This is a genomic window from Aromatoleum anaerobium, assembly GCF_012910705.2.
In the GTDB taxonomy this organism is placed as follows: Bacteria; Pseudomonadota; Gammaproteobacteria; order Burkholderiales; family Rhodocyclaceae; genus Aromatoleum; species Aromatoleum anaerobium.
On sequence record NZ_WTVG02000040.1, the window covers coordinates 828616 to 849479 of the forward strand.

Here is a 20864-nt window from a genome sequence, read left to right on the forward strand (position 1 = left end):
ATGGAGCAGTTCAAGACCTCGGCCGACGTCCTCTTTGTATTGCTTGGCGCCATCATGGTGCTCGCGATGCACGCGGGATTCGCCTTCCTCGAAGTCGGCACGGTACGCAAGAAGAACCAGGTGAACGCGCTGGTGAAGATCATCAGCGATTTCGCGATGTCCTCGATCGCGTATTTTCTCATTGGCTACTCGATCGCCTACGGCACCGATTTTTTCGTCGGTGCCGACCGCCTCGTCGCCAGCTCGGGCTATGAACTGGTCAAGTTCTTCTTCCTGCTCACTTTCGCCGCGGCCATTCCCGCGATCATCTCCGGCGGCATCGCGGAGCGCGCGCGCTTCGGGCCACAGCTGATCGCGACATTCGTGATCGTCGGCTTTCTCTACCCGTTCTTCGAAGGCGTCATCTGGAACGGCAACCTCGGTTTTCAGAGCTGGCTCGAAGCCGCGTTCGGCGCGAAGTTCCACGACTTCGCCGGCAGCGTCGTCGTGCATGCCTTCGGTGGCTGGATCGCGCTGCCCGCCGTGCTGCTGCTCGGCGCGCGCCGCGGGCGCTACCACAAGAACGGCGCGATCTCGGCGCATCCGCCGTCGAGCATCCCGTTCCTCGCGCTCGGCGCGTGGATCCTGACCGTCGGCTGGTTCGGCTTCAACGTGATGAGCGCGCAGCGGCTCGACGCCGTCAACGGGCTCGTCGCGATCAATTCGTTGATGGCGATGGTCGGCGGCACGCTCGCGGCGCTCGCCGCCGGGCGCAACGACCCGGGCTTCGTGCATAACGGCCCGCTCGCGGGACTGGTCGCGGTGTGCGCCGGCTCTGACCTGATGCACCCCGGCGGTGCGCTGGTGGTCGGCGCGGTCGCCGGCGGCCTGTTCGTGTTCCTGTTCACGGTCGCGCAGAACCGCTGGAAGATCGACGACGTGCTCGGCGTGTGGCCGCTGCACGGCCTGTGCGGCGCGTGGGGCGGCATCGCGGCCGGAATCTTCGGCTCGACCGCGCTCGGCGGCCTCGGCGGCGTCAGCTTAGCGGCGCAGACGATCGGAACGCTCGCCGGCATCGTCGTCGCGCTCGCCGGCGGCACGGTGGTCTACGGCGCGATCAAGGCGACGATGGGCCTGCGGCTCGACCCCGAACAGGAATTCGCCGGCGCCGACCTGTCGCTGCACAGGATCTCGGCGACTGCGGAACGCGAAACGTCGTGGTGAGCGGCCGTGATCGCAGGAAGCAGGTTATGCCGATTCGTTCCGCCACGAGTCCCCCGGCATGATCCGCTTCATGAACTCATCAAAGAGCGGGACGGTGAAGGCCGTATCTCCATGCGATGGGCTCCAGACCATACCCTTGCTGATGATCTTCCCTCGTGTGGGGGCAAGGGCCGAAACCTCCCGGCCAAGAACGGCAGCAATATCGCCGGAGCGGTGCGGCCCCGGCCCCAGTTCGGCCATCGCTCTGAGGTAACGGCGCTCCAGAGGGGTCATGCGGTCGAATCGCACCCGGAAGAAGCTCTCATCAAGGGCAGCGATCGCCACACTGCTGGCTCGCTCTACATGGGACAGCGTAATCGGGCTGGCATCGGCCAAATCCCAGGCGTGCTTCCCCCATTCCTGAAGAAAGTAGGGATAGCCCCGCGTATGAGCAATGATCGCCTTGACCGCGTCGTCGTCGAACTTGACGCCCAGCGCCTCGGCTGGCGCTTCCAGGGCTTTGCGTGCATCAGCGCTGGCAAGGGGGCCGACCTCCGGGTAATCGAAGAGCCGCTCGGCATAGGATTTGGCACTGCCGGCCCGTTCCCGTAACTGAGGGAGACCCGCGCCGACGAGCATGACCGGCAAGCGCAGCTGGGCACACCGATGCAGCGCAGAAATCAATGCCGCAAATTGCGCTTCGTTGATGTACTGCAGTTCATCGATGAACATCACTACTGCCGTGCCGGCCTCTTTCGCAGCGCTCCCGACCTGTTCCAGAAGGGTAGCCAGATCGGTTTCCAGATCGCCGTTATCGGCAAGTCCGGGTTCGGGTTCGTAATCGATGCCGACTTCGATGTCGTGGTATGTGATCCGCAAAGCCTTGGCAAAACCCGCCAGGGCGCGAAGCCCTCGCTTCGCCACGTCCTTTGCTGCTTCTACCCGGCTCAGACGCAACAGCGCGACGCGTAACTGAGGGGCCAGGAGCGCCGGCAATGATCGCCCCTCAGGGGCTTCCATGCGGACGGTCTGCATTCCGTCGGCTTCGGTATCGATACGCATCCGTTCGAGGAGTACGGTTTTACCGACTCCCCGAAGCCCCACCAAGAGGACACTCTTGGCCGGATTGCCGATCCGGATCCGCTGCAGCGCGATTCGCACGATGCGGCGCAACTCGTCCCGGCCAGCCAGCTCTGGCGGCGGAGAGCCGGCTCCTGGGGCGTATGGGTTACGTACGGGATCCACGGCTATACCAACCTTACCAATGTTATCGTCGCAAGATAATATTAGTAAGCTTAGTTGATATCAAGCGCCATTGAAGCCGATGAAACCCCTGTGTTCGATGCGGTGTCCCTACAGCAACTCGCAATCCACCGCTCGCGAACGCCGCCGCCCCCGGAGAACCCCCCGATGCTTCGTACCCTCAACGACCTGTTTCGCTCGCTGTTCGATGTCCCTCCCCCCGCCGACGAACCGGCCGGCCAGCACACGCTACAGCTGGCGACCGCGGTGCTGCTCGTCGAGGTGATGCGCAGCGACGCGAAGATCGGCGCGCAGGAACGGCGTGCCGTGCTCGCAGCCCTGCACGACAAGTTCGCCCTCGCCGACGACGAACTCGAGCGCCTGTTCGAACTGGCCGAAACGCACGCCCGCGAAGCGACCGATTTCCATCATTTCACGTCGAAGATCAACAAGGGTTTCAGCGCCGAACAGAAATTGCGCATCGTCGAATTGCTGTGGCAGGTCGCGCTCGCCGACGGCCACATCAGTCATCATGAAAACCACCTGATGCGCAAGCTCGGCGACCTGCTCCACATTCCTCACGCCGCCTACGTCGCCGCGAAGCAGCGCGCCCGCCAGCACATGAACGTGCCCGACGCGCCAGCCGGTCCGTGATCGCACGGTGATCGCGCATCACGGCACCGCGACGAGGCATTGCGCACCGCAATCGTCCGGCTTGCCGGCCGGTCTGCACCACAGCCGGGATTGCGCCGAATCGGGCGACGATCAGGGAGATTGGAAATCGGCGCCAACGCGTGTGTGCGATCGGTTTCCGCGAACGATTGTTCCCGACCCAATGGCGATGTTCATGCCTGCACGGAATGCAATGGCAGGTAACCGAGCAGACACGTCACCGAAATTAGCTCCTCACAGTGAACGTCGAGTGGTCCTACATAGGATCAGCGATGGACGGCCCCACGAACCAGCGGTAGAACAGGTGGTAGTCGAGGCACTCGACCAGCAGCCGTCTCGAGCGGATCGAGAGCAGGATCTGACGCAGCAGTGCCTTGAGCAGGCCTTCTTTTCCCCTCGATGTTATGATGCGCAATTCCACGGACTTCCGATAATCCATGATGAGACGCTACTCACGCGCGCGCATTTACTCCGGGAAGTCCCTGAGGCCCGAGGATCCTAAGGGCAATTTGTACTATGTAAGACTCAAAACACCGGTCGGGATCTTTTACAAGATCGGGTTCACTAAGCTTGAGTCGGTGCATAAGCGATTTGCGTATTCTGGCGACGGGCACGAAGGGCTCATTGACCGTGTCCTTGTCTTCATGCCTCTTGACGATGCTTTCGATGTTGAAAACCGACTTCATGCGCACTTCAGCGACAAGCGAGCTTTTGGTCGGTTCGGCGACGACCCCGTGATGCCTCTATTCAAGAATGGGCAGTCCGAACTCTATATTGAAGACTTACTTGGTGTCGACCCAGACTATTCAAAGGAGCAGGCGAATCAAACGCGCGACAAAATTCGTCTTTCACGTGCGTACGGCACGCATCTGAGCGAATCAGAAGCCAAAAAAGCGCTCCGGAAAATGAAAAACATCGATCGTCTTCAAAACGGATTTCTTAACCTGCTTATTCTTCCATTTGCCCCTATATTCTTTCTTTTTGGCTTTGCCGTGGAATTTATAAACGGGATCTTCTCGCGGTCTATCGAAAAGACAACGAAGGACTCATTCAGCCCATCGGCCATTCCGATGGATCAAAAAGAGCCCGCTCCCGACGCAATCACCCCAGTCATTGAGATGATCAGAAGAAACGTCGCCAGACAAAACGATACAGATATCGCAAGAATAGAACTCCAAAAGAAGCTTAATGAGCTTCAACGGCAGTGCAACGTCACGCTGGTCTAACGCAGAACCCAGATAGGCCTTTCACCCACATATGTGTACCATAGCTTTTGGATCAGGTCGCGCATTGCAGCAGGCGTGAGCCGCAGTACCACCTCGAGGGTGCGTTCCTCGGCACGGACTGAACTTGTAAGGCCAGTAGAAACGGGTCGAGCCCAAGCAAGCCCGCTCCACGCAATCACCCGATGTCATCACTTGAAATACTTGTGTGATCGCTTGGAGCGGGCATTCGTGCGGCTGCGACTTCAGGGAAATGACCGGCCGCCGTTGGCTGGTTTCTGCCGGTGCGCTGGGATTGGCGGAAGATACCGGTGCGAACTGTACCTCACTACTTTCCATAATCGAGGGCTTTGCATAACGACCCTACCCAGTCATTCGTCTCCGGTCGAAGCGGACGTTCAACGAATAGGGCTTTCGCGATAACGAATAGGTTTCGGATTGAATCGCGAGATGGAACTCAGTCCGCGCTGGGCTTCATGTTCGTCAGCACATCGTTGATGCTGTCGGGCTGCAAGGCCCACCTATAAGCAGGGTGCACTTCCCAGTCGAAGCCAAAATCGGCGAACTTCTGAGACAAATATCTGCTCTCCTCAAAATAGCGCCTGATGATGTAGTTCCCGTCTTCCTTTCTCGCGGTGAGGAAGTTGATCTTATACATGAAGGCAGCCAGGGATTGGCGGTCTGCCACTTTTCCATTGGCGAACTTGAATGCACCAGATTGCTGGATATTCACTATCTTCTTTAGCAGGGCATCAGTTGTGTAGATGTAGCCACTTGCCGTTCTCTTTTCTTGCTTCGACGGTTTCATCCCGAAAAGCAATCGCTCAATGTCAGGAAGCTCTGACCTATATTCGTTAATTGTGTCCTGAAGACGTCCTTGTGAGTACTCCTCAAAGATCTCATTGAAGTGCTCAGTCGAGATGATTTCAGACGACTGTTCGCGTGCTTCTCTTGCTGCGAGCGTGCAGAGTTTGACGAGGTCACGGGGGCGCTTCCTGATTAAAGACATTAACATCCGGTAAGTTGGGATGTTCGACCAGTGCCCTTTGCCGTGGAAGGTTGAAGCCATCACAGGATCGAGCTTACCACCGAGCAACGGTTGAGAGAGCGCGATCAACTCTTTCGTATCTCGACTTCTCCCAAAGAACTGCTCCACTCTCTTTACCAGTAGTGCAAGAATTTCATGGTTGGACCAAGAGTGCCAGATGACAGAACCTTCGATCTTGTCGGTGGACTCGTCAGACGTTCGAACCAGATAGTAAACATCTGACCGAAGGCTAATTCGAAACGAAATACCCTTGATGTCTGAAGCTATGTCCCTAACAGCATTTAGCAAAGCTGAAATCCTGCGGATATCGTTCTTTTGCCCCTGCCATCCGCGGTCCAAGTCGTCCAAATATACATATATACGCCCACTGGAAAGGAAGTCTCTTAATACTGCCTGCTGGGACTGCTTCAGATCAGCATACTTCTTTGCGCTTAGTGTTTCCTGGAGAAAGTCAATAATTTTACCACCATACTCGTTTAATTTTCCTCTCCAGCCTTCATAAAGCAGACCGAATGAAATCAGCGCCTTTCGAGCGATTATCTCAGAGATACCTTGCTTCCATTCCCTAATAAGCTTAAGAAAATCCTCTTCTCGATCACCGATCTCAGCGATATCGTCCGGCTTAATGAGGATTGCTAGTTTTCCTTTGGTGCGTTCTTCTTCCATCGATATATGAAAGAGGGCTGATTTTCCAATGCCTTTGTGTCCGACGAGTATTCTTAAGGGAAGTTCGTTGGATACCTGATCAAAGGTGCTGCCCTTTAGATAATACGTCTTGAGACGCTCAATATCCTCATCTTCTGCGGCCTCATGACCAAACAGCGTCGCAATATTCTCTTCGGTGAATTGCATGCGGCTCCCGTTGATTCTATGACTTCGATAATTCGCCGCTACGAGCTGCCAAGCGCTAGCGTCGCACATGGCTCGCCTACAGAAGAACCAGTATCAAGAATCTAAGTTAGTGCTAACGAAAAAGGCCAAGGTCAGCGTAAGCTGGTTACTCGCCAGCGGTAGCCGAAATTGGGACATAAGCATACACCGTGATCGTAGGCGGCAGATATGGGGCAGGCGCCTCGTGCGGCAGTTTCTGGCCGTAACAGTCGGCCCGCCCCGATCGCCCTCGCGTTCTTTCCTGCGTCACCTTACCGATCAAAAATCCTTCCGCACGCGGTGGAAAACTCTGCTGCTACTGGCTCCAAAAACCAAGGAAACCAATAGCATCCGCAAAATCAACACCGTCCGACAGACTCGCACCTCCGCCCGGCGACGCCAGCCTCGCCCAGGCGAAAGTGAAGAACGCCCGATTCACGCCCGAGTGAACGCCTGGCTGAAATCGGCCTTGAGGTCTTCCAGGTGCTCGAGGCCGATCGACAGGCGGACGAAGTTCGGGGCGATGCCGGCGGCTTTCATCTGCTCCTCGTTCATCGTGCCGGACCACATCGCGGCGGTGTGCACGGCCAGCGACTCGACGCCGCCGAGGCTCACGCCGTGTGTTGCGAGTTCGAGCGCGGCAACGAATCGCCGGGTCGCATCGAATCCGCCCTTGACGGCGAACGCAATCACCGCGCCGTAGCCTTTCATCTGCTTTTTTGCCAGCGCGTGCTGCGGATGGCTCTCGAGGCCGGGGTAGAACACCTGCTCGACCTGCGGCTGCGCTTCCAGCCAGCCGGCAAACGCGAGCGCGGTCGCGTTGATCCGCTCCATGCGCACCGGCAAGGTCCGCAGGCCGCGCAACAGCAGCCACGCGTCCATCGGCGACAGCACCGCGCCGAGCGTGACGTGCATGCGCCAGATCCGCTCGGCGAGCACCTCCGAGCAGCACACGACGCCGGCCATCAGGTCGTGGTGCCCGCCGAGATACTTGGTCGCGCTGTGCACGACGATGTCGATGCCCAGTTCGTGCGGCTTCTGGTTCAGCGGCGAAGCGAAGGTGTTGTCGGCGACGGTGAGGATGCCGCGGCTGCGTCCGAGGGCGGCGACGGCTTCGAGGTCCGTCAGCACCAGCGTCGGGTTCGCCGGGGTTTCGAACATCATCAGGCGGGTGTTCGGCCGGATCGCGGCTTCGATTGCCGCAAGATCGCTCTGCTCGACGAACGTGACGCTGACGCCGAACTTCGGCAGCACTTCGTCGAACAGCTTCGCGGTGCTCATGTAGTGGCGCTGCTGCGCGATCACGTGGTCGCCGGCCGAGACCAGCGCCAGCACCGTCGTGCTGATCGCCCCCATGCCCGAGGCGGTCAGCAGCGCGGACTCGGTGCCTTCGAGCTCGGCCAGGATGGCCTCGACGCGCTGGTGCGTCGGGTTGCCGTAGCGCGTGTAGAAGCCGGGGTGGCGCGGCGTGTTCGCGCGCTCGGCGAAGTCGTGGGCGTCGGACGCCCTGAAGGTGGCGGTGTAGTAGATCGGCGCGACGATCGCGGCATCGTCGGAGAGATGCGCATCGCCGTGCAGCACGCGCGTCTCGTCGTGCCACGCGGGATTGGCGGAATCATTCGCTCTGGTCGGTGTGTTTGCCATGTCCATCCGGGGGTCTGTGGTTTCTCTGTGCGTTTTGTCGGTTGTTGGCCGGCCTCTACATCCGGCCCAGATCCTCGATCGCATCGACGACCATCCCGGTGCCGATCGCGATCAGCAGGATGTCGGCCGCGACCCGCACGTAGCGGTGGCCGGGCGGCGGCACGCCGAGTTCGACGACGATCGCCGGCGGGAGATCGTAAAAGATCACGTCTCGCGGCAGCGGCCTGCCCACCGACCATTTTTTCGCCTGTCCGGGCGGCACGCAGCCGTTGCCTTTCTTCGCCAGGCCGGGCGGGCAGGAGCCGGTGCGGACCCGCTCGGAATAATATTCACGGATGACGATGCGTTCCCGGTCGCCGAAATGGATGTTCACGCGCGGCCGGTCGCTGTCGCGATGGCGGGAAACCCGGTCGTCACCGCGCCGCTCACGGTAGTCATTGTCGCCGCGCCGCTCGTTCTGCTGGTGCTTGTCCGGCTTGCCGCCGCCTGCCCATTCCGGCTTGTCGGCGAGCGCCGAGCCGGCCGCAAACGTCGCGATCAATGCGACGCCCATCAGAAAACTGCTCCTGCGCCTGCTCCCGTGTTGCATGGCCGATCTCCCTAAAAGTTTGTCGCGTCCGGCGAAGAGCCTCGCCGCCGATTCAGTCCACGACCTGGAACCGCAGCGCACCGATCATCTGGCCAGCCTCCGTCAATACCCGCACCTGCCAGCGGCCAACCGCATTATCGGGAAAATTCCTTTTATGCGTCCAGGATCGGTAGCCTCGTTCCCGGCCGCCCGTGATGTCGAGCGCGATGCGATCGACCTCGATTCCATCGTGCTGCCACACATGGTAGACCCGCTCATCCAGCCCGCGCGGGGCGCGGATTGCGGTGTAGGCAAAGAGCCCCGTCGAGCGCAGCTGCGCGCCCGTCACCGTCCCCAGGCTCTCGGCCGGCGTGCGGTCGTCGTCGAGGCTCGCGGTAACCGCGACATCGGTGAGCCACAGCGTGGCCGGAGGTATCCACGAGCGCGCCAGCCAGCCGGTCGCGCCCAGCGCCAGCGACAACGCGCCGAGCGCGGCCCACCGCCCCCACCCGTCGAACGGCACGTTGCGCGAGAGGCTGGGCAATGACAGCACCACCGCGACGGCGATCGCCAGCTTGTAGCTTTCGGGAGTCGTCAGGTGAAAGAGGATCGGCAGCGCGGTGAGCAGCACGGCGAACAGCGTCAGCGTGTGGTACGCGAGGTAGGTCCAGCGCCGCGGCGCGAGCCATTTGTAATAGACGGGGTCGATGATCGCGACGAGCGCCGCGCCGAGCAGCAGCGTGGAAAAGAATGCCTGGCCGCTGTTCCACGCGGTCGTCACGAAAAAGAACGGCAGGACGAAGAACAGGCTCTCCTGGTGGATCATCTGCGTCGCGTAGCGCAGCACGCCCGCCGGCAGCTCATGCCCGAAGCGGCGCGACAAGCTGCGGCTCAGGACGTTCTCCAGCACCAGCCAGGCCCAGCTCAGCAGCATCAACAGCGGGATGACGCGAGCGAATTCCTCCTGCCGGTCGACGAGCACGAAGCTGGCGATGCCGGAGACGAATCCGAACAGAGCGAGGATTCTCGGGTGACGCTGAACCAGCCCGACGATGCGAAGAAGACGCTCTTTCCAGATTGACCCGGCAATCGGCGCCGCGGCCTTTGCCCCCGGGGCCGCGCGTTCCTTCAGCAGATCCGCTCCCACAGGCCGGTTTCTTCTTCGAGCCGGTCCAGTTCCAGGCCTTTGAAATCGCCGCGCGAGACGACGCCGACGATGGTGCCGTCATCGACGATCGGCAGGTGGCGATAGCCGCCATCGCTCATCATGCGCAGCGCCTCGATCGCGGTGCATTCGCCGGCGATCGTGTCCGGGTCGGGCGTCATCACCATCGCAAGCGGGGTGCCGGGATCCTGGCCTTCGGCGATCGCCCTGACCACGTCACGCCCGGTCAGAATACCGGCGAGCCGCCCTTCCTCCACGATGAGCACCGCACCGACGCTACGTTCCCGCATCGCCTCGCAAGCGCTCCGGATGGTATCGGCAGGCGCGAGCGTTACAGGGCTGTGATCCTTCACGATCAGGTCAAGGCAACGATTTGTCATGATTCTCTCCGCATGGTCAAGAGTTGCTCGAGGTTCACTCCAAATGTAGTCGACAGGGGCTGTGAAGACAGCCCGCCGGCAGCTTACGCTGATGCAGGTCAACCTTGGCCGCCGACCAGTCGGCTGCCGCTGGCACGCAATGGGAGACACGGCCGAAATCCGGCGCCGGCGAGGGTCGTCCCGGCTGGCGCCTGTACGAGCTCGTGGTCGGCGGCCGGCGCTGGATCGAGGTGGAATCAGCGTAGTGGCCGACGCCGCAGCACGCCCGGAAGCGCGCTACGGCCGGTGCTTACCTGAGCAGCGCGTTCAGCGCGTCGAGCGCGCGGCTGCCGGGGCACAGATACGCGTCGCCGAGCTGGTTCAGCGGCTTTTCGACCGTGTTGAGGTGGCTGTGCATGTCCTGCGCGCTGCTGTCGACGTACAGGAGGCCGGTGACGATCTCGCCCAGCGCCTGGCGCTCCTGCAGGTGGTTGATCGCGCCGATGCGGTCCGACGGGTCGTAGTCGACGTCGAGCTTTCTCAGGTGCAGGATCGAGCCGTCGTGCTGCACGATGCGCCGTAGCGACCCGGGCGGATACGACGTCTCGATCGGGTCGCGCGGCAGGATCACTTCGACGCGGTTGACCGCTTCGTTGTGCTGGCGCACGTAGTCGTAGCTGCGCGTCGAGCCGCCGTGGTTGTTGAACGTCACGCACGGGCTCAGCACGTCGATCAGCGCCGGGCCGTTGTGGCGCAGCGCCCCTTTGATCAGCGGCACGAGCTGCTCCTTGTCGCCGGAGAAGCTGCGCGCGACGTACGTGGCGCCCAGCTGCAGCGCGAGCGCCGCGAGATCGATCGGGCTGTCGCTGTTGAGAACACCTTTCTTGCTCTTCGAGCCCTTGTCGGCGGTCGCCGAGAACTGCCCCTTGGTCAGGCCATACACGCCGTTGTTCTCGACGATGTAGGTCATGTTCACGCCGCGGCGCATCGCGTGGGCGAACTGGCCGATGCCGATCGACGCCGAGTCGCCGTCGCCCGACACGCCGAGATACAGCAGGTTGCGGTTGGCGAGCGCCGCGCCCGTGAGCACCGACGGCATGCGCCCGTGCACCGAGTTGAAGCCGTGCGAGTTGCCGAGGAAGTAGTCGGGCGTCTTCGACGAGCAGCCGATGCCGGAGAGCTTGGCGACGCGGTGCGGCTCGATGTCGAGGTCGAAGCACGCCTGCACGATCGAGGCGCTGATCGAGTCGTGGCCGCAGCCGGCGCACAGCGTCGAGATCGCCCCTTCGTAGTCGCGGCGCGTGTAGCCGAGCGCGTTCTTCGGCGCGTCGGCGCTGAGGAGTTTCGGTTTGGCGAGATAGGTCATGAGGCCACCTTGCGGATCGGACTGATTTTGCGGTCGGACAGGGCATCGGCGATTCGGCCGCTGATGAAGCGCGCGGTGATCGGCGAGCCGTCGTAATGCAGCACGCGCACGAGCTTCTTCGGATCGATCTCGCCTTCGTTGATCAAGAGCGAACGCAGCTGCCCGCTCTCGTTCTGCTCGACGACGAACACCTGCTCGTGCTCGGCGATGAACTGCATGATCTCGTCGCAGAACGGGAAGCCGCACACGCGCAGCGTGTCGACGTGGATGCCGTCGGCTTCGAGCAGCGCGCTCGCCTCGGCCATCGCGGGATTCGTCGAGCCGAAGTGGATCGCGCCGAAGCGCGTCGGCTGCGAGGCCGCGTGCAGCACCGGTGCCGGCACGAGCTTTTTCGCGGTGTCGAATTTCCTCCTCAGCCGCTCCATGTTGTAGACGTAGTCGGCGCCCGACTCGCTGTATTTCGCGTACGCGTTGCGCGTCGTGCCGCGCGTGAAGTACGCGCCTTTGGTCGGATGGGTGCCGGGAATGGTGCGGTACGGGATGCCGTCGCCGTCGACGTCGAGATAGCGGCCGAAGTCCTTGCCCGCCTCGAGCTCGTCATAGGTCATCAGCTTGCCGCGGTCGTAGCGGCGGCTGTCGTCCCAGTCGAACGGCTTGCACAGCGATTCGTTCATGCCCATGTCGAGGTCCGACAGCACGAACACCGGCGTCTGCAGGCGGTCGGCGAGATCGAAGGCGAGCGCGCCGAACGTGAAGCATTCGTACGGGTTTTCCGGGAACAGCAGCACGTGGCGCGTGTCGCCATGCGACGCGTAGGCGCAGGCGAGGAGATCCGACTGCTGCGTCTTCGTCGGCATGCCGGTCGAGGGGCTGCCGCGCTGCACGTCGAAGATCACCGCCGGAATCTCGGCGAAATACGCCAGGCCGAAGAATTCCTGCATCAGCGAGATGCCGGGACCGGACGTCGCGGTGAAGGCGCGCGCGCCGTTCCACGCCGCGCCGATGACCATGCCGATCGAGGCGAGCTCGTCTTCGGCCTGCACCGCGGCGTAGCGCGCATGCCCGCTGTCGGGGTCGGTGCGGAATTTGCGGCAGTAGCTCGTGAAGGATTCGATGACCGACGTCGACGGCGTGATCGGGTACCAGCCCGCCACGGTCGCCCCGCCATACACCGCGCCCAGGCCGCAGGCGCTGTTGCCGTCGATGAAGATGCGGTCACCCACGGCGTCGGCGCGCCTGACGGTGAGGCCGATCGGACACGGCAGGTGCGCCCGCACATAGTCGTAGCCGAGGCGCAGCGCATGCACGTTGGCCTGGATCAGCGGATCCTTGCCGCGGTAGCGATCGACGATCAGCGCGATCAGGGCGCCGACGTACATGACGTTCTTGAACAGCTGGCGCTGGCGCGGATCGGTGTATTCGCGGTTGCACATCGCTGTCAGCGGCACGCCGAGCACGGTGATGTCGTCGCGGAACTTCGACGCCGGCATCGGCTTCGTCGAGTCGTAGAAAAGGTAACCGCCGGCATCGACGGCGGCGACGTCGCGATCCCAGGTCTGCGGGTTCATCGCGATCATCATGTCGCAGCCGCCGCGCGCGCCGAGCCAGCCGGCTTCGGACACGCGCACCTCGTACCAGGTCGGCAGGCCCTGGATGTTCGACGGGAAGATGTTGCGCGGCGCGACCGGCACGCCCATGCGCATCACCGCACGCGCGAAGAGCTCGTTCGCGGACGACGAGCCCGAACCGTTGACGTTCGCGAATTTGATGACGAAGTCGTTGCTGCTTTCGATCGATTGTGCGCTTGTCATGACCTGGGCGCCTCCGCTCCGGCTTGTGCTACGTCGATAGTGAATTTCTGCATGTCCCATGCGCCGGTCGGGCAGCGCTCGGCGCACATGCCGCAGTGCAGGCAGACGTTCTCGTCCTTGACCATCACCCGCCCGGTCTTGAGCCCTTCGGCCAGATACAGCGACTGCTCCGCGTTGCGCGACGGGGCTTTGAGCCGTCCGCGCAGCGCTTCCTCTTCGCCGTTGGCGGTGAAAGTGATGCATTCGGTCGGACAGATGTCGACACAGGCATCGCACTCGATGCACAGCTTCGGCGTGAAGATCGTCGCGACGTCGCAGTTCAGGCAGCGTTCGGTTTCGCCGCACGCGAGCTTGAGGTCGTAGCCGAGTTCGAATTCGAGCTTGATGTCCTTCAAGGCATCCTCGAGCGTCTTCACCGGCACCTTGCGCCGCGCTTCCTCGGACACCTTGTTGTCGTAGCTCCACTCGTGGATGCCCATCTTCTGGCTGACGAGATTGACGAGCGGCCCGGGCCGGTTCGTCAGCGGTTCATTGCGGCAGAACAGATCGATCGAGATCGCCGCATCGTGCCCCTGCGCGACCGCGGTGATGATGTTCTTCGGCCCGAGCGCCGCATCGCCGCCGAAGAACACGCGCGGCAGCGTCGACTGCAGCGTCGTGCGGTCGAGCACCGGCATGCCCCAGCGGTCGAACTCGACGCCGATGTCGCGCTCGATCCACGTAAAGGCGTTTTCCTGGCCGATCGCGAGCAGCACCTCGTCGCATTCCATGTGCACGTCGGGCTCGCCGGTCGGCACCAGCGAGCGCCGCCCGGCGGCGTCGTATTCGGCCTGCACTTTCTCGAACAGCACGCCGGTCAGGCGCCCGTTGTCGTGCGTGAATTCCTTCTGCACGAGGTAGTTGTGGATCGGGATGCCTTCGTGCAGCGCGTCCTCCTTCTCCCACTTTGATGCTTTCATCTCGTCGAAGCCGCTACGCACGACGACATGCACTTCCTCGCCGCCGAGGCGACGCGCCGAGCGGCAGCAGTCCATCGCGGTGTTGCCGCCGCCGAGCACAATGACGCGCCTGGCGATGCTCGTCACGTGGCCGAACGCGACGTTCGACAGCCAGTCGATGCCGACGTGGATGTTCGCCGCGGCCTCCTGGCGTCCGGGCAGCTCGGCGTCGCGCCCGCGCGGCGCGCCGGTGCCGACGAAAACGGCGTCCCAGTTGTCGGCGAGCAGGTCGCGCAGGCTGCCGATCCACTCGCCCTGGCGCAGCTCGACGTCGAGGCCGGCGATATAGCCGCACTCCTCGTCGATGACGCTGTCGGGCAGGCGGAATTTCGGGATCTGGCTGCGCATCATGCCGCCGGCCGACTGGCCGCTGTCGAACACGGTGACGCTGTAGCCCTGCACTGCCAGATCGCGCGCGACCGTCAGCGAAGCGGGACCGGCGCCGACACAGGCGATGCGCTTGCCGTTCTTCACCGTCGGCGCTTTGGGCAGCCGCTCGTGGATGTCTTCCTTGAAGTCCGCGGCGACGCGCTTCAGGCGGCAGATCGCGACCGGCTCCTTGTCGACGCGCCCGCGCCGGCACGCCGGCTCGCAGGGACGGTCGCAGACGCGGCCGAGAATGCCGGGGAACACGTTCGAGCGCCAGTTGAGCAGGTACGCGGCGGCGAAATCGCCCGCCGCGATCTGACGAATGTATTCGGGGACGGGGGTATGGGCCGGACAGGCCCACTGGCAGTCGACAACCTTGTGCAGGTAGTCGGGCGCGCTGATGTCGGTCGGTTTCAAGTCTGTCCTTCCTGTCCGAAAGATGGCGGACGCCCGCCGGGAGTGCGGGAGTTCTTTCTTCTCGCCGGTCGCCGCGGCCGTGGAGGCGCAGCGGGGCAGTCAGACCGCCCCTGCCAGTGATTGCTGAGCAGTATAATTCAGAAAACGCACTATGGTGCATTCTGACCGGAGGTTTCGAGGCCGATGCCGAGACTCGGTTGCGAGGACATTTCCGATATTTGCACCGGCGTGCTCCCCGCACTTGCGCCCTACTGCAGCGACAGCGTCGTCAGCCGCGCGAACCGGTCGCCGAGCCATGCCGCAAGGATCAAGGCGACCGGCACGCAGAGGATGAAAACCCGGACGACCACCGCGATGAAAGGATGGGCGAGGTGAGACTCAATGAAATACCTGGCGACGATCCAGCCCTTGAGCCAGACGATGGCGGCGACGGGAAGCTGCAGCCAGGCAGCGCTTCCCGACCGTTGCGCGAGCCACAGGCTGAGCAGCGTCAGCAGCACGAGACCAAGCCAGGAAAGGAACAGCGGGAACAGCGCCGCCGGCCGGGTCGTTTCGATCGTTTTCATGATTCAGGCCAGCACGTAGAAGAGCGGAAAGATGATCAGCCAGATGATGTCCGTGGCGTGCCAGTAGCTGGCCAGTGCTTCCAGACCGCCGTGATCCTCGGCGGTGTAGCCGCCGGCCAGGTGGCGCGCCAGGACCCACAGGATGCCGAGAATCCCCCAGAAGCCGTGCACCAGGTGGGTGAAGGTCAGGTAGTAATAAACGGTAAAGAAGATTCCGGATTCGCCGTTGATGCCGTGCGCGAGGTTCCACCGGATCTCGATGTATTTCGCCAGCGGATACCCGAGCGCGACGATCAGCGCGGCGATCAGCCAGCCGAGCGATTCGCGACGACGTCCTGCCCGTATCCTCGCAACGGAGCAGGCAATGAAGAAACTGCTCGTGACCATCAACAGGGTGATGACGGTGCCGGCGATAGTCGACAGGCGCCCGGCTCCTTCCTCGAACATCCCGGGGAAGTGGGCACGGGCCACGAAGTAGACCGTGAAAAGCACGAGGAACTCGACGAACTCGCAGGTGATGCCGACCCAGATTCCGTGGTTCCCCGGAATACGTGCGCGGGTTTCCTGCTTGCCGCCGATATCGAATGCGGGAATCGCCGCTGCGGTCATTTTTCGTCCTGCCGGTTGATGAGGTACGGCCCCCATTCTTTCAAGCCGCAGCCGGGAAGCATAGATACAGGAGCATGGGTTTCCGATCGGTACAGCCGGGGGCCGTTCAGGCCTCGACGATCATGCGGGTGCGCATTTCCATGTGCAGCGCATGGCAGAAGTGCGTGCAGTAGCACCAGTAGATTCCGGGTCTGTCGACCTTGAAGGTCACGGATTTGGTTTCCTGCGGATTCACGATGAAGTTGATGTTGTGCCGCTGAATCGCGAAGCCGTGCGTCAGATCTTCGATCTTGTCGAGGTTCGTGAGGATGATCGTGACTTCATCCCCTTTCTTCACCCTGAATTCGCGCAGGCTGAAGGCGGGAGCCTGGCTGACGAGCTTCACGGTGACCTTCCTGCCGTCCCGGAATACGCCGGACTCTTTGGCGTCCCGCACCGCGTTCGGAAAGGCATCGAGGTTATAGATCTGCAGCGGCTTGATGATGTCGCGCCGGATGATGATCGAGTCGTGCGGTTCGGAGGCCACCGGGTTGTCGTGCACGAGCTTCATCTTGTCGCCGCTGATGTCGATCAGCTGCGAGGTTTCAGGATGCAGCGGGCCGACCGGAAGGAAGCGGTCCTTCGAGAACTTGTTGTCCGACACCAGGAATTTGCCGTCGCACTCACGCGTTTCGCCCATCGACGTAAAGCCGTGGCCGGGCTGGTAATGTACGTCGAGGCGGTCGAGCACGACGGTAGCGTTCTTGTCGCCCTGGTACGACTTGATCGCGCCCTCGATGCTCCATTTCACCATCTGGCTATCGAGGAACAGCGTCGTGTAGGCATTGCCGCGGTTGTCGAACGCGGTATGCAGGGGGCCGAGGCCGATTTCCGGTTCGGCCACGACGGCCTCGCGCGGCTCCTTCAGCTCGCCGTCGAACCACTTCAACACGAGTTCGTGCGCGATCAGACTTGCCGACGGCGAGAGCTTGCCTGCGCAGGCGTAGTACTTGCCGTCCGGACTGATGTTGACGCCGTGCGGGTTTTTCGGGATCGGCACGTAGCAGGTCAGTGCCGTTTTCGGCTCCGCGTTGGCGGCCTTCGTGCCATCGACGACCGGAACCTTCGAGTCGCCGTAATAGCGCACCTTGCCGGCCTTCACTGCCTCTTCGATGCGGGCGACGTTGAAGAACAGGCAGGTGTCCCATTCGAGCGACATCATCTCCTCGTACTTCGTCGCCATCTCGGTGTTGTACTGGGTCGTGGCGGCCAGCTTTCCGTCGTACGAAGTCGCCACCAGTTCGCAGTTCCCGTCGATCAGCACTTGCCAGCGCACTTGCATCGATTCCGCATCGACGCAGGTAAAGAGCGAGCGGTACGCGGCTTCGTCATCGAGCCCTTTGCCGAGATTGGGTAGCGGAATCGAGAATTCCGAGCCGCAGAACACGCGCGTGGTGTGGTTGATCGAACTGTCGACCGGATCGCGCTTGTCCGGGAAGGTGCCGTGGAAGCCCTGAATGTTCGGCAGCTGGGTGATCCGATCGCATTCCATCGTGTCCAGGCGGACACGCGCAAGGCGGCAGTTGATCTTGTCGTTTACGAACAGGTATTTGCCGTCGTAGGTGCCGTCGGTGTAGGACGGGTGCAGGTGGTGGGTGTCGCCGGTGTCGTACTTCACCGAACCATCCGGGTTCGTGCCGATGATCGCCTTCGACTCGTTCGTTATTCCCCAGCCGACCATACAGTCGGTGTTGAACACCGGGATGCGCTTGAACTCGCGGCCAGACGGCAGGCCGAAGACACGCACGTCGCCGGCATGGCCGGCGCTGGAGAACATGTAATAGGTGTCGAGTTGTCCAGGGGCGACGGTGTACTCCCCGCCGTGGGCGGCAGGGATCGCGGCTGCCGGTGTCGCGACCGCAGGCGCCGCCGTGGCCACCCCATCCTGCTTGCACGCCGCCAGGCCGACCGACAGGCCTGCGCCCGCCAGACCGGCAAAGGCGGCCCTGTTCAGAAATCGCCGACGACCGGCATGGGGCTGATCGTCGAGCGGTATTGTGTAGTCCTGACTCATGTTGCGTGGCTCCGTTCTGAAGAGTGATCGGTGTGTGTCGACCGGCTGCGCGGGCGAAATTGCGGGAGGCGGTGCTGCATGGCTCGGCTGTGAAGGTGAGCGGCCGATCGGCCCTTTCAGCGAAAGGAAAGTTGCAGCGACCGAAGGCCGGCGGCCGTGATTTTCCTTTCCACCCTGCCTGGGTGGCGGTTACAGAAGGGAACATATTCGTGCGGTACAGCGTGATCGCGGCTTTCCCCGACACAGCGCGCCGGGGAAAGCCGATCGACGCCAGCCGGCGCACGATCTTCCGACCAGATGAACACGAGCCAGGTCAAGGCGCGCGCGATCCTGGACCGGTAGCTTGCAATGCCGACGGACCGGTGCGGAATCGGACACAGGAGCGGGCACGGAGAAGACGATGGATCGCGATGAATCTTTATGACCGCCTGACGCTGGACATCGAACAGCGTATCCGCGACGGCGTGCTGCGCGTCGGGGAGCGGCTGCCGTCGGTGCGCCAGGCGTGCCGGTCGCAACACCTGAGCCCCTCGACGGTGCTGAAGGCCTATTACCAGCTCGAGAGCCGCGGGCTGATCGAGGCGCGGCCGAAGTCCGGCTATTTCGTGCGTCCGCGCCTGCGCCAGCCGCTGCCCGAGCCGCAGCTCACGCACCCCGTCGGCCACGCGACCGAGCTGAACGTCAGCGACTTCATTTTCGAGATCCTCGAATCAGTCAAGGACCCGGCGATCATCCCGTTCGGATCGAGCTTCGCGAGCCCCCACCTGTATCCGCTGGCGAAGCTGGGGCGTTATCTCGCCGCCGCCGCGCGTCACATGGACCCGTTGTCGACGCTCACCGACCTGCCGCCGGGCAACGAGGAATTGCTGCGCCAGATCACGCTGCGCTACCTGACCAGCGGCGTTCCGGTGCAACCGGGCGAGATTGTCATCACCTCGGGCGCGATGGAGGCGCTGAACCTGTGCCTGCAGGCGGTCACGCGCCCGGGCGACCTCGTCGCGGTCGAATCGCCGACCTTCTACGCCGGGCTGCAGGCGATCGAGCGGCTCGGGCTGCGCGTCATCGAGATCCCGACGCATCCGCGCGAAGGCGTCAGCCTCGCCGCGCTCACCGACGCGCTGCGCCACCACCCGGTCAAAGCCTGCCTGCTGATGCTGAACTTCCAGAATCCGCTGGGCGCGCTGGCGCCGGACGACACCCGTCGCGCACTGGTCGAACTGTTGCGCCGGCACGAGGTACCGCTGATCGAGGACGACACCTACGCGGAACTGTACTTCGGCAAGCAGGCGCCGCTCGCGGCGAAATCGCTCGACACCAGCGGGCTCGTGCTGCACGTGTCGAGTTTCTCGAAGAGCCTTGCGCCCGGCTACCGTGTCGGCTGGGTCGCCGCCGGGCGATTCGCGCAGAAGATCCAGCGGCTGAAGATTTCGACCAGCCTCGCAACGACGATTCCGGTACAGATCGCGCTCGCGGATTTCCTGCGGCACGGCGCCTTCGACACGCATCTGCGCCGGCTGCGCTCGACGCTCGAAGTGCAGGAGACGAAGATGGCTGCGGCGATCGAACGCCACTTCCCGGCCGGCACGCGGCTCGCCCGGCCACGCGGCGGCTATTTCGTGTGGGTCGAACTGCCGCCGCAAGCCGACTCGCTCGCGCTGCACCGGATGGCGCAGGAGCACGGAATCAGCATCGCTCCAGGGCCGATCTTCTCGGCCAAGCGCGAGTACCGCAACTGCATCCGGCTGAACTTCGGCCACCCGTGGTCCGACGAGTACGAGAACGCGATGGCGACGCTCGGCGGGATGATCACCGGGCTGGCCTGAACCGACCCTGCTGCGCGCCTCGAAACCGGGCCTGGTGCGTAGCGGACGGGGACAGCCCGTTTCACGCCCGGGAACAGCGGGCGCGCCAGTTTCATTCGAGGCAGCACGCCTTCTCGGTGAGGTCAGCGCATCCGCAGCCGACCTGGTCGGCGATCTGCCGCTGGATCCCCCTGAACCGTTCCTGCACGGCATCGCCAAAGAGCGGATCGGCGCTGAAATGGATCGCCGAATCGACGAGGAACCAGTCTTTCTTTTGCAGGGAAGCGGCGAGCCGCGGGAAAATCTCGCGCTCCTCCTTGTCCATGTGGCTGCGCAGGAATGCGACGTAGCGGCACACGTCGCCGACGAGCGTTGCGCGCGACATCATCGCTCCGGCAACCGCAGCAGCCAGATCCGCAGCCAGCGTCGCACCGCTTGCCTCGATTTGCCGGTGCTGGCCGGCCAGTTCGTCAACGACGGCCCGCGCGGATGGATCGTGGGCAAGGAGCATCCCGAACGCGACGTCCTCGCGCGGATGATGAAAGCGGTCGGGGTACTGCGTGATGTAGTAGACGACGTCCGACATGAGCTCGTAATCCGGCTGCTCGCCGCGGGCGAACAGTTCGGTCCGGGTTTCAAGCAGGTCGAGCAGCTTGCGGTAATTCGCGTGCTCGGCTTTCCACTTCGTGATATGTCCGGGCATGACAGCCTCCGATGTTGGGTTCGTTCTCGACATCCCGCCTGCGCTCACTGCCGGAGACGGGACTTCACTGCACGATTTCATGCTAAGCACGCATCCGCGCCGCCGAAATGACTTTTGTCATTCAGCCGGGTGCCGCCCTGCCCTAATCTGCGCTTGCGCCGAACCCCCGGCATCTTTCGGCCACTGTCTGCGTTGCG

17 protein-coding genes and 1 pseudogene are annotated in these 20864 nt (G+C 62.8%); 4 read left to right on the forward strand and 14 right to left on the reverse strand.

Translation table 11 applies throughout. From position 1 onward, the window contains the following. The gene (locus tag GO606_RS19395) at nt 1–1203 is read left to right on the forward strand and encodes an ammonium transporter (RefSeq protein ID WP_169116774.1); all 1203 of its coding nucleotides are present in this window, start codon (nt 1–3) and stop codon (nt 1201–1203) included. A 24-nt stretch (nt 1204–1227) separates the two neighbouring features. Here GO606_RS19395 and GO606_RS19400 read toward each other — a convergent pair whose 3' ends face one another. Continuing rightward, nucleotides 1228–2427: an AAA family ATPase gene (locus tag GO606_RS19400; protein ID WP_169116773.1), complete on the reverse strand. Its 1200-nt coding sequence runs from the start codon at nt 2425–2427 to the stop codon at nt 1228–1230. 165 nt (nt 2428–2592) lie between these two features. Between GO606_RS19400 and GO606_RS19405 the strand changes: the two genes are divergently transcribed. Next, a complete protein-coding gene (locus tag GO606_RS19405; RefSeq protein WP_169116772.1) occupies nt 2593–3078 on the forward strand; it encodes a tellurite resistance TerB family protein in 486 nt (161 codons plus the stop codon). A 277-nt stretch (nt 3079–3355) separates the two neighbouring features. Here GO606_RS19405 and GO606_RS19410 read toward each other — a convergent pair. Further along, nucleotides 3356–3484 (reverse strand): annotated as a pseudogene (locus GO606_RS19410) (transposase); the annotation flags it as partial. Nucleotides 3485–3533: 49 nt separating this feature from the next. Between GO606_RS19410 and GO606_RS19415 the strand changes: the two are divergent. Then, nucleotides 3534–4322, forward strand: coding sequence for a GIY-YIG nuclease family protein (locus GO606_RS19415; RefSeq protein WP_169116770.1), 789 nt, complete (start codon nt 3534–3536; stop codon nt 4320–4322). 454 nt (nt 4323–4776) lie between these two features. Here GO606_RS19415 and GO606_RS19420 read toward each other — a convergent pair whose 3' ends face one another. The 11 genes from GO606_RS19420 to nosZ form a co-directional block, all read right to left on the reverse strand. Next, nucleotides 4777–6219 carry a P-loop ATPase, Sll1717 family gene (locus tag GO606_RS19420; RefSeq protein WP_169116769.1) on the reverse strand — a complete coding sequence of 481 codons (1443 nt, stop codon included), beginning with the start codon at nt 6217–6219 and terminating at the stop codon, nt 4777–4779. 453 nt (nt 6220–6672) lie between these two features. Then, entirely contained in the window at nt 6673–7881 is a 1209-nt protein-coding gene (locus GO606_RS19425; RefSeq protein ID WP_169116768.1) for a trans-sulfuration enzyme family protein, read from the reverse strand. Nucleotides 7882–7936: 55 nt separating this feature from the next. After that, nucleotides 7937–8434, reverse strand: coding sequence for an RcnB family protein (locus tag GO606_RS19430; protein WP_169116767.1), 498 nt, complete (start codon nt 8432–8434; stop codon nt 7937–7939). 88 nt (nt 8435–8522) lie between these two features. After that, a complete protein-coding gene (locus tag GO606_RS19435; protein WP_246979758.1) occupies nt 8523–9596 on the reverse strand; it encodes a DUF5924 family protein in 1074 nt (357 codons plus the stop codon). Continuing rightward, a complete protein-coding gene (locus GO606_RS19440; protein WP_169116766.1) occupies nt 9578–9994 on the reverse strand; it encodes a CBS domain-containing protein in 417 nt (138 codons plus the stop codon). Before GO606_RS19440 ends, GO606_RS19435 begins: the two co-directional genes overlap by 19 nt. A gap of 289 nt (nt 9995–10283) precedes the next feature. Then, entirely contained in the window at nt 10284–11339 is a 1056-nt protein-coding gene (locus GO606_RS19445) for a 2-oxoacid:ferredoxin oxidoreductase subunit beta (RefSeq protein WP_169116765.1), read from the reverse strand. Beyond that, a complete protein-coding gene (locus GO606_RS19450) occupies nt 11336–13150 on the reverse strand; it encodes a 2-oxoacid:acceptor oxidoreductase subunit alpha (protein WP_169116764.1) in 1815 nt (604 codons plus the stop codon). The genes GO606_RS19445 and GO606_RS19450 overlap by 4 nt, the downstream gene beginning before the upstream one ends. Further along, nucleotides 13147–14934, reverse strand: a complete 1788-nt coding sequence (locus tag GO606_RS19455) for an FAD-dependent oxidoreductase (protein WP_169116763.1) — start codon at nt 14932–14934, stop codon at nt 13147–13149. Before GO606_RS19455 ends, GO606_RS19450 begins: the two co-directional genes overlap by 4 nt. 248 nt (nt 14935–15182) lie before the next feature. Continuing rightward, on the reverse strand, nt 15183–15500 hold the full coding sequence (locus GO606_RS19460) for a hypothetical protein (protein ID WP_169116762.1): 318 nt from the start codon (nt 15498–15500) through the stop codon (nt 15183–15185). Between the two features lie 3 nt (nt 15501–15503). Continuing rightward, a complete protein-coding gene (locus tag GO606_RS19465) occupies nt 15504–16109 on the reverse strand; it encodes a cytochrome c oxidase subunit 3 family protein (RefSeq protein ID WP_169116761.1) in 606 nt (201 codons plus the stop codon). Nucleotides 16110–16215: 106 nt separating this feature from the next. After that, nucleotides 16216–18162 (reverse strand): TAT-dependent nitrous-oxide reductase, encoded by a 1947-nt coding sequence (gene nosZ, locus GO606_RS19470; protein ID WP_169116760.1) that lies wholly within the window; start codon nt 18160–18162, stop codon nt 16216–16218. A 410-nt stretch (nt 18163–18572) separates the two neighbouring features. Here nosZ and GO606_RS19475 point away from each other — a divergent pair, with 410 nt between their 5' ends. Continuing rightward, the gene (locus GO606_RS19475; RefSeq protein WP_169116759.1) at nt 18573–19985 is read left to right on the forward strand and encodes an aminotransferase-like domain-containing protein; all 1413 of its coding nucleotides are present in this window, start codon (nt 18573–18575) and stop codon (nt 19983–19985) included. 91 nt (nt 19986–20076) lie between these two features. Here the strand turns inward: GO606_RS19475 and GO606_RS19480 are convergent, their stop codons facing one another. Then, on the reverse strand, nt 20077–20667 hold the full coding sequence (locus GO606_RS19480; RefSeq protein ID WP_169116758.1) for a hemerythrin domain-containing protein: 591 nt from the start codon (nt 20665–20667) through the stop codon (nt 20077–20079). Nucleotides 20668–20864: the final 197 nt, after the last annotated feature.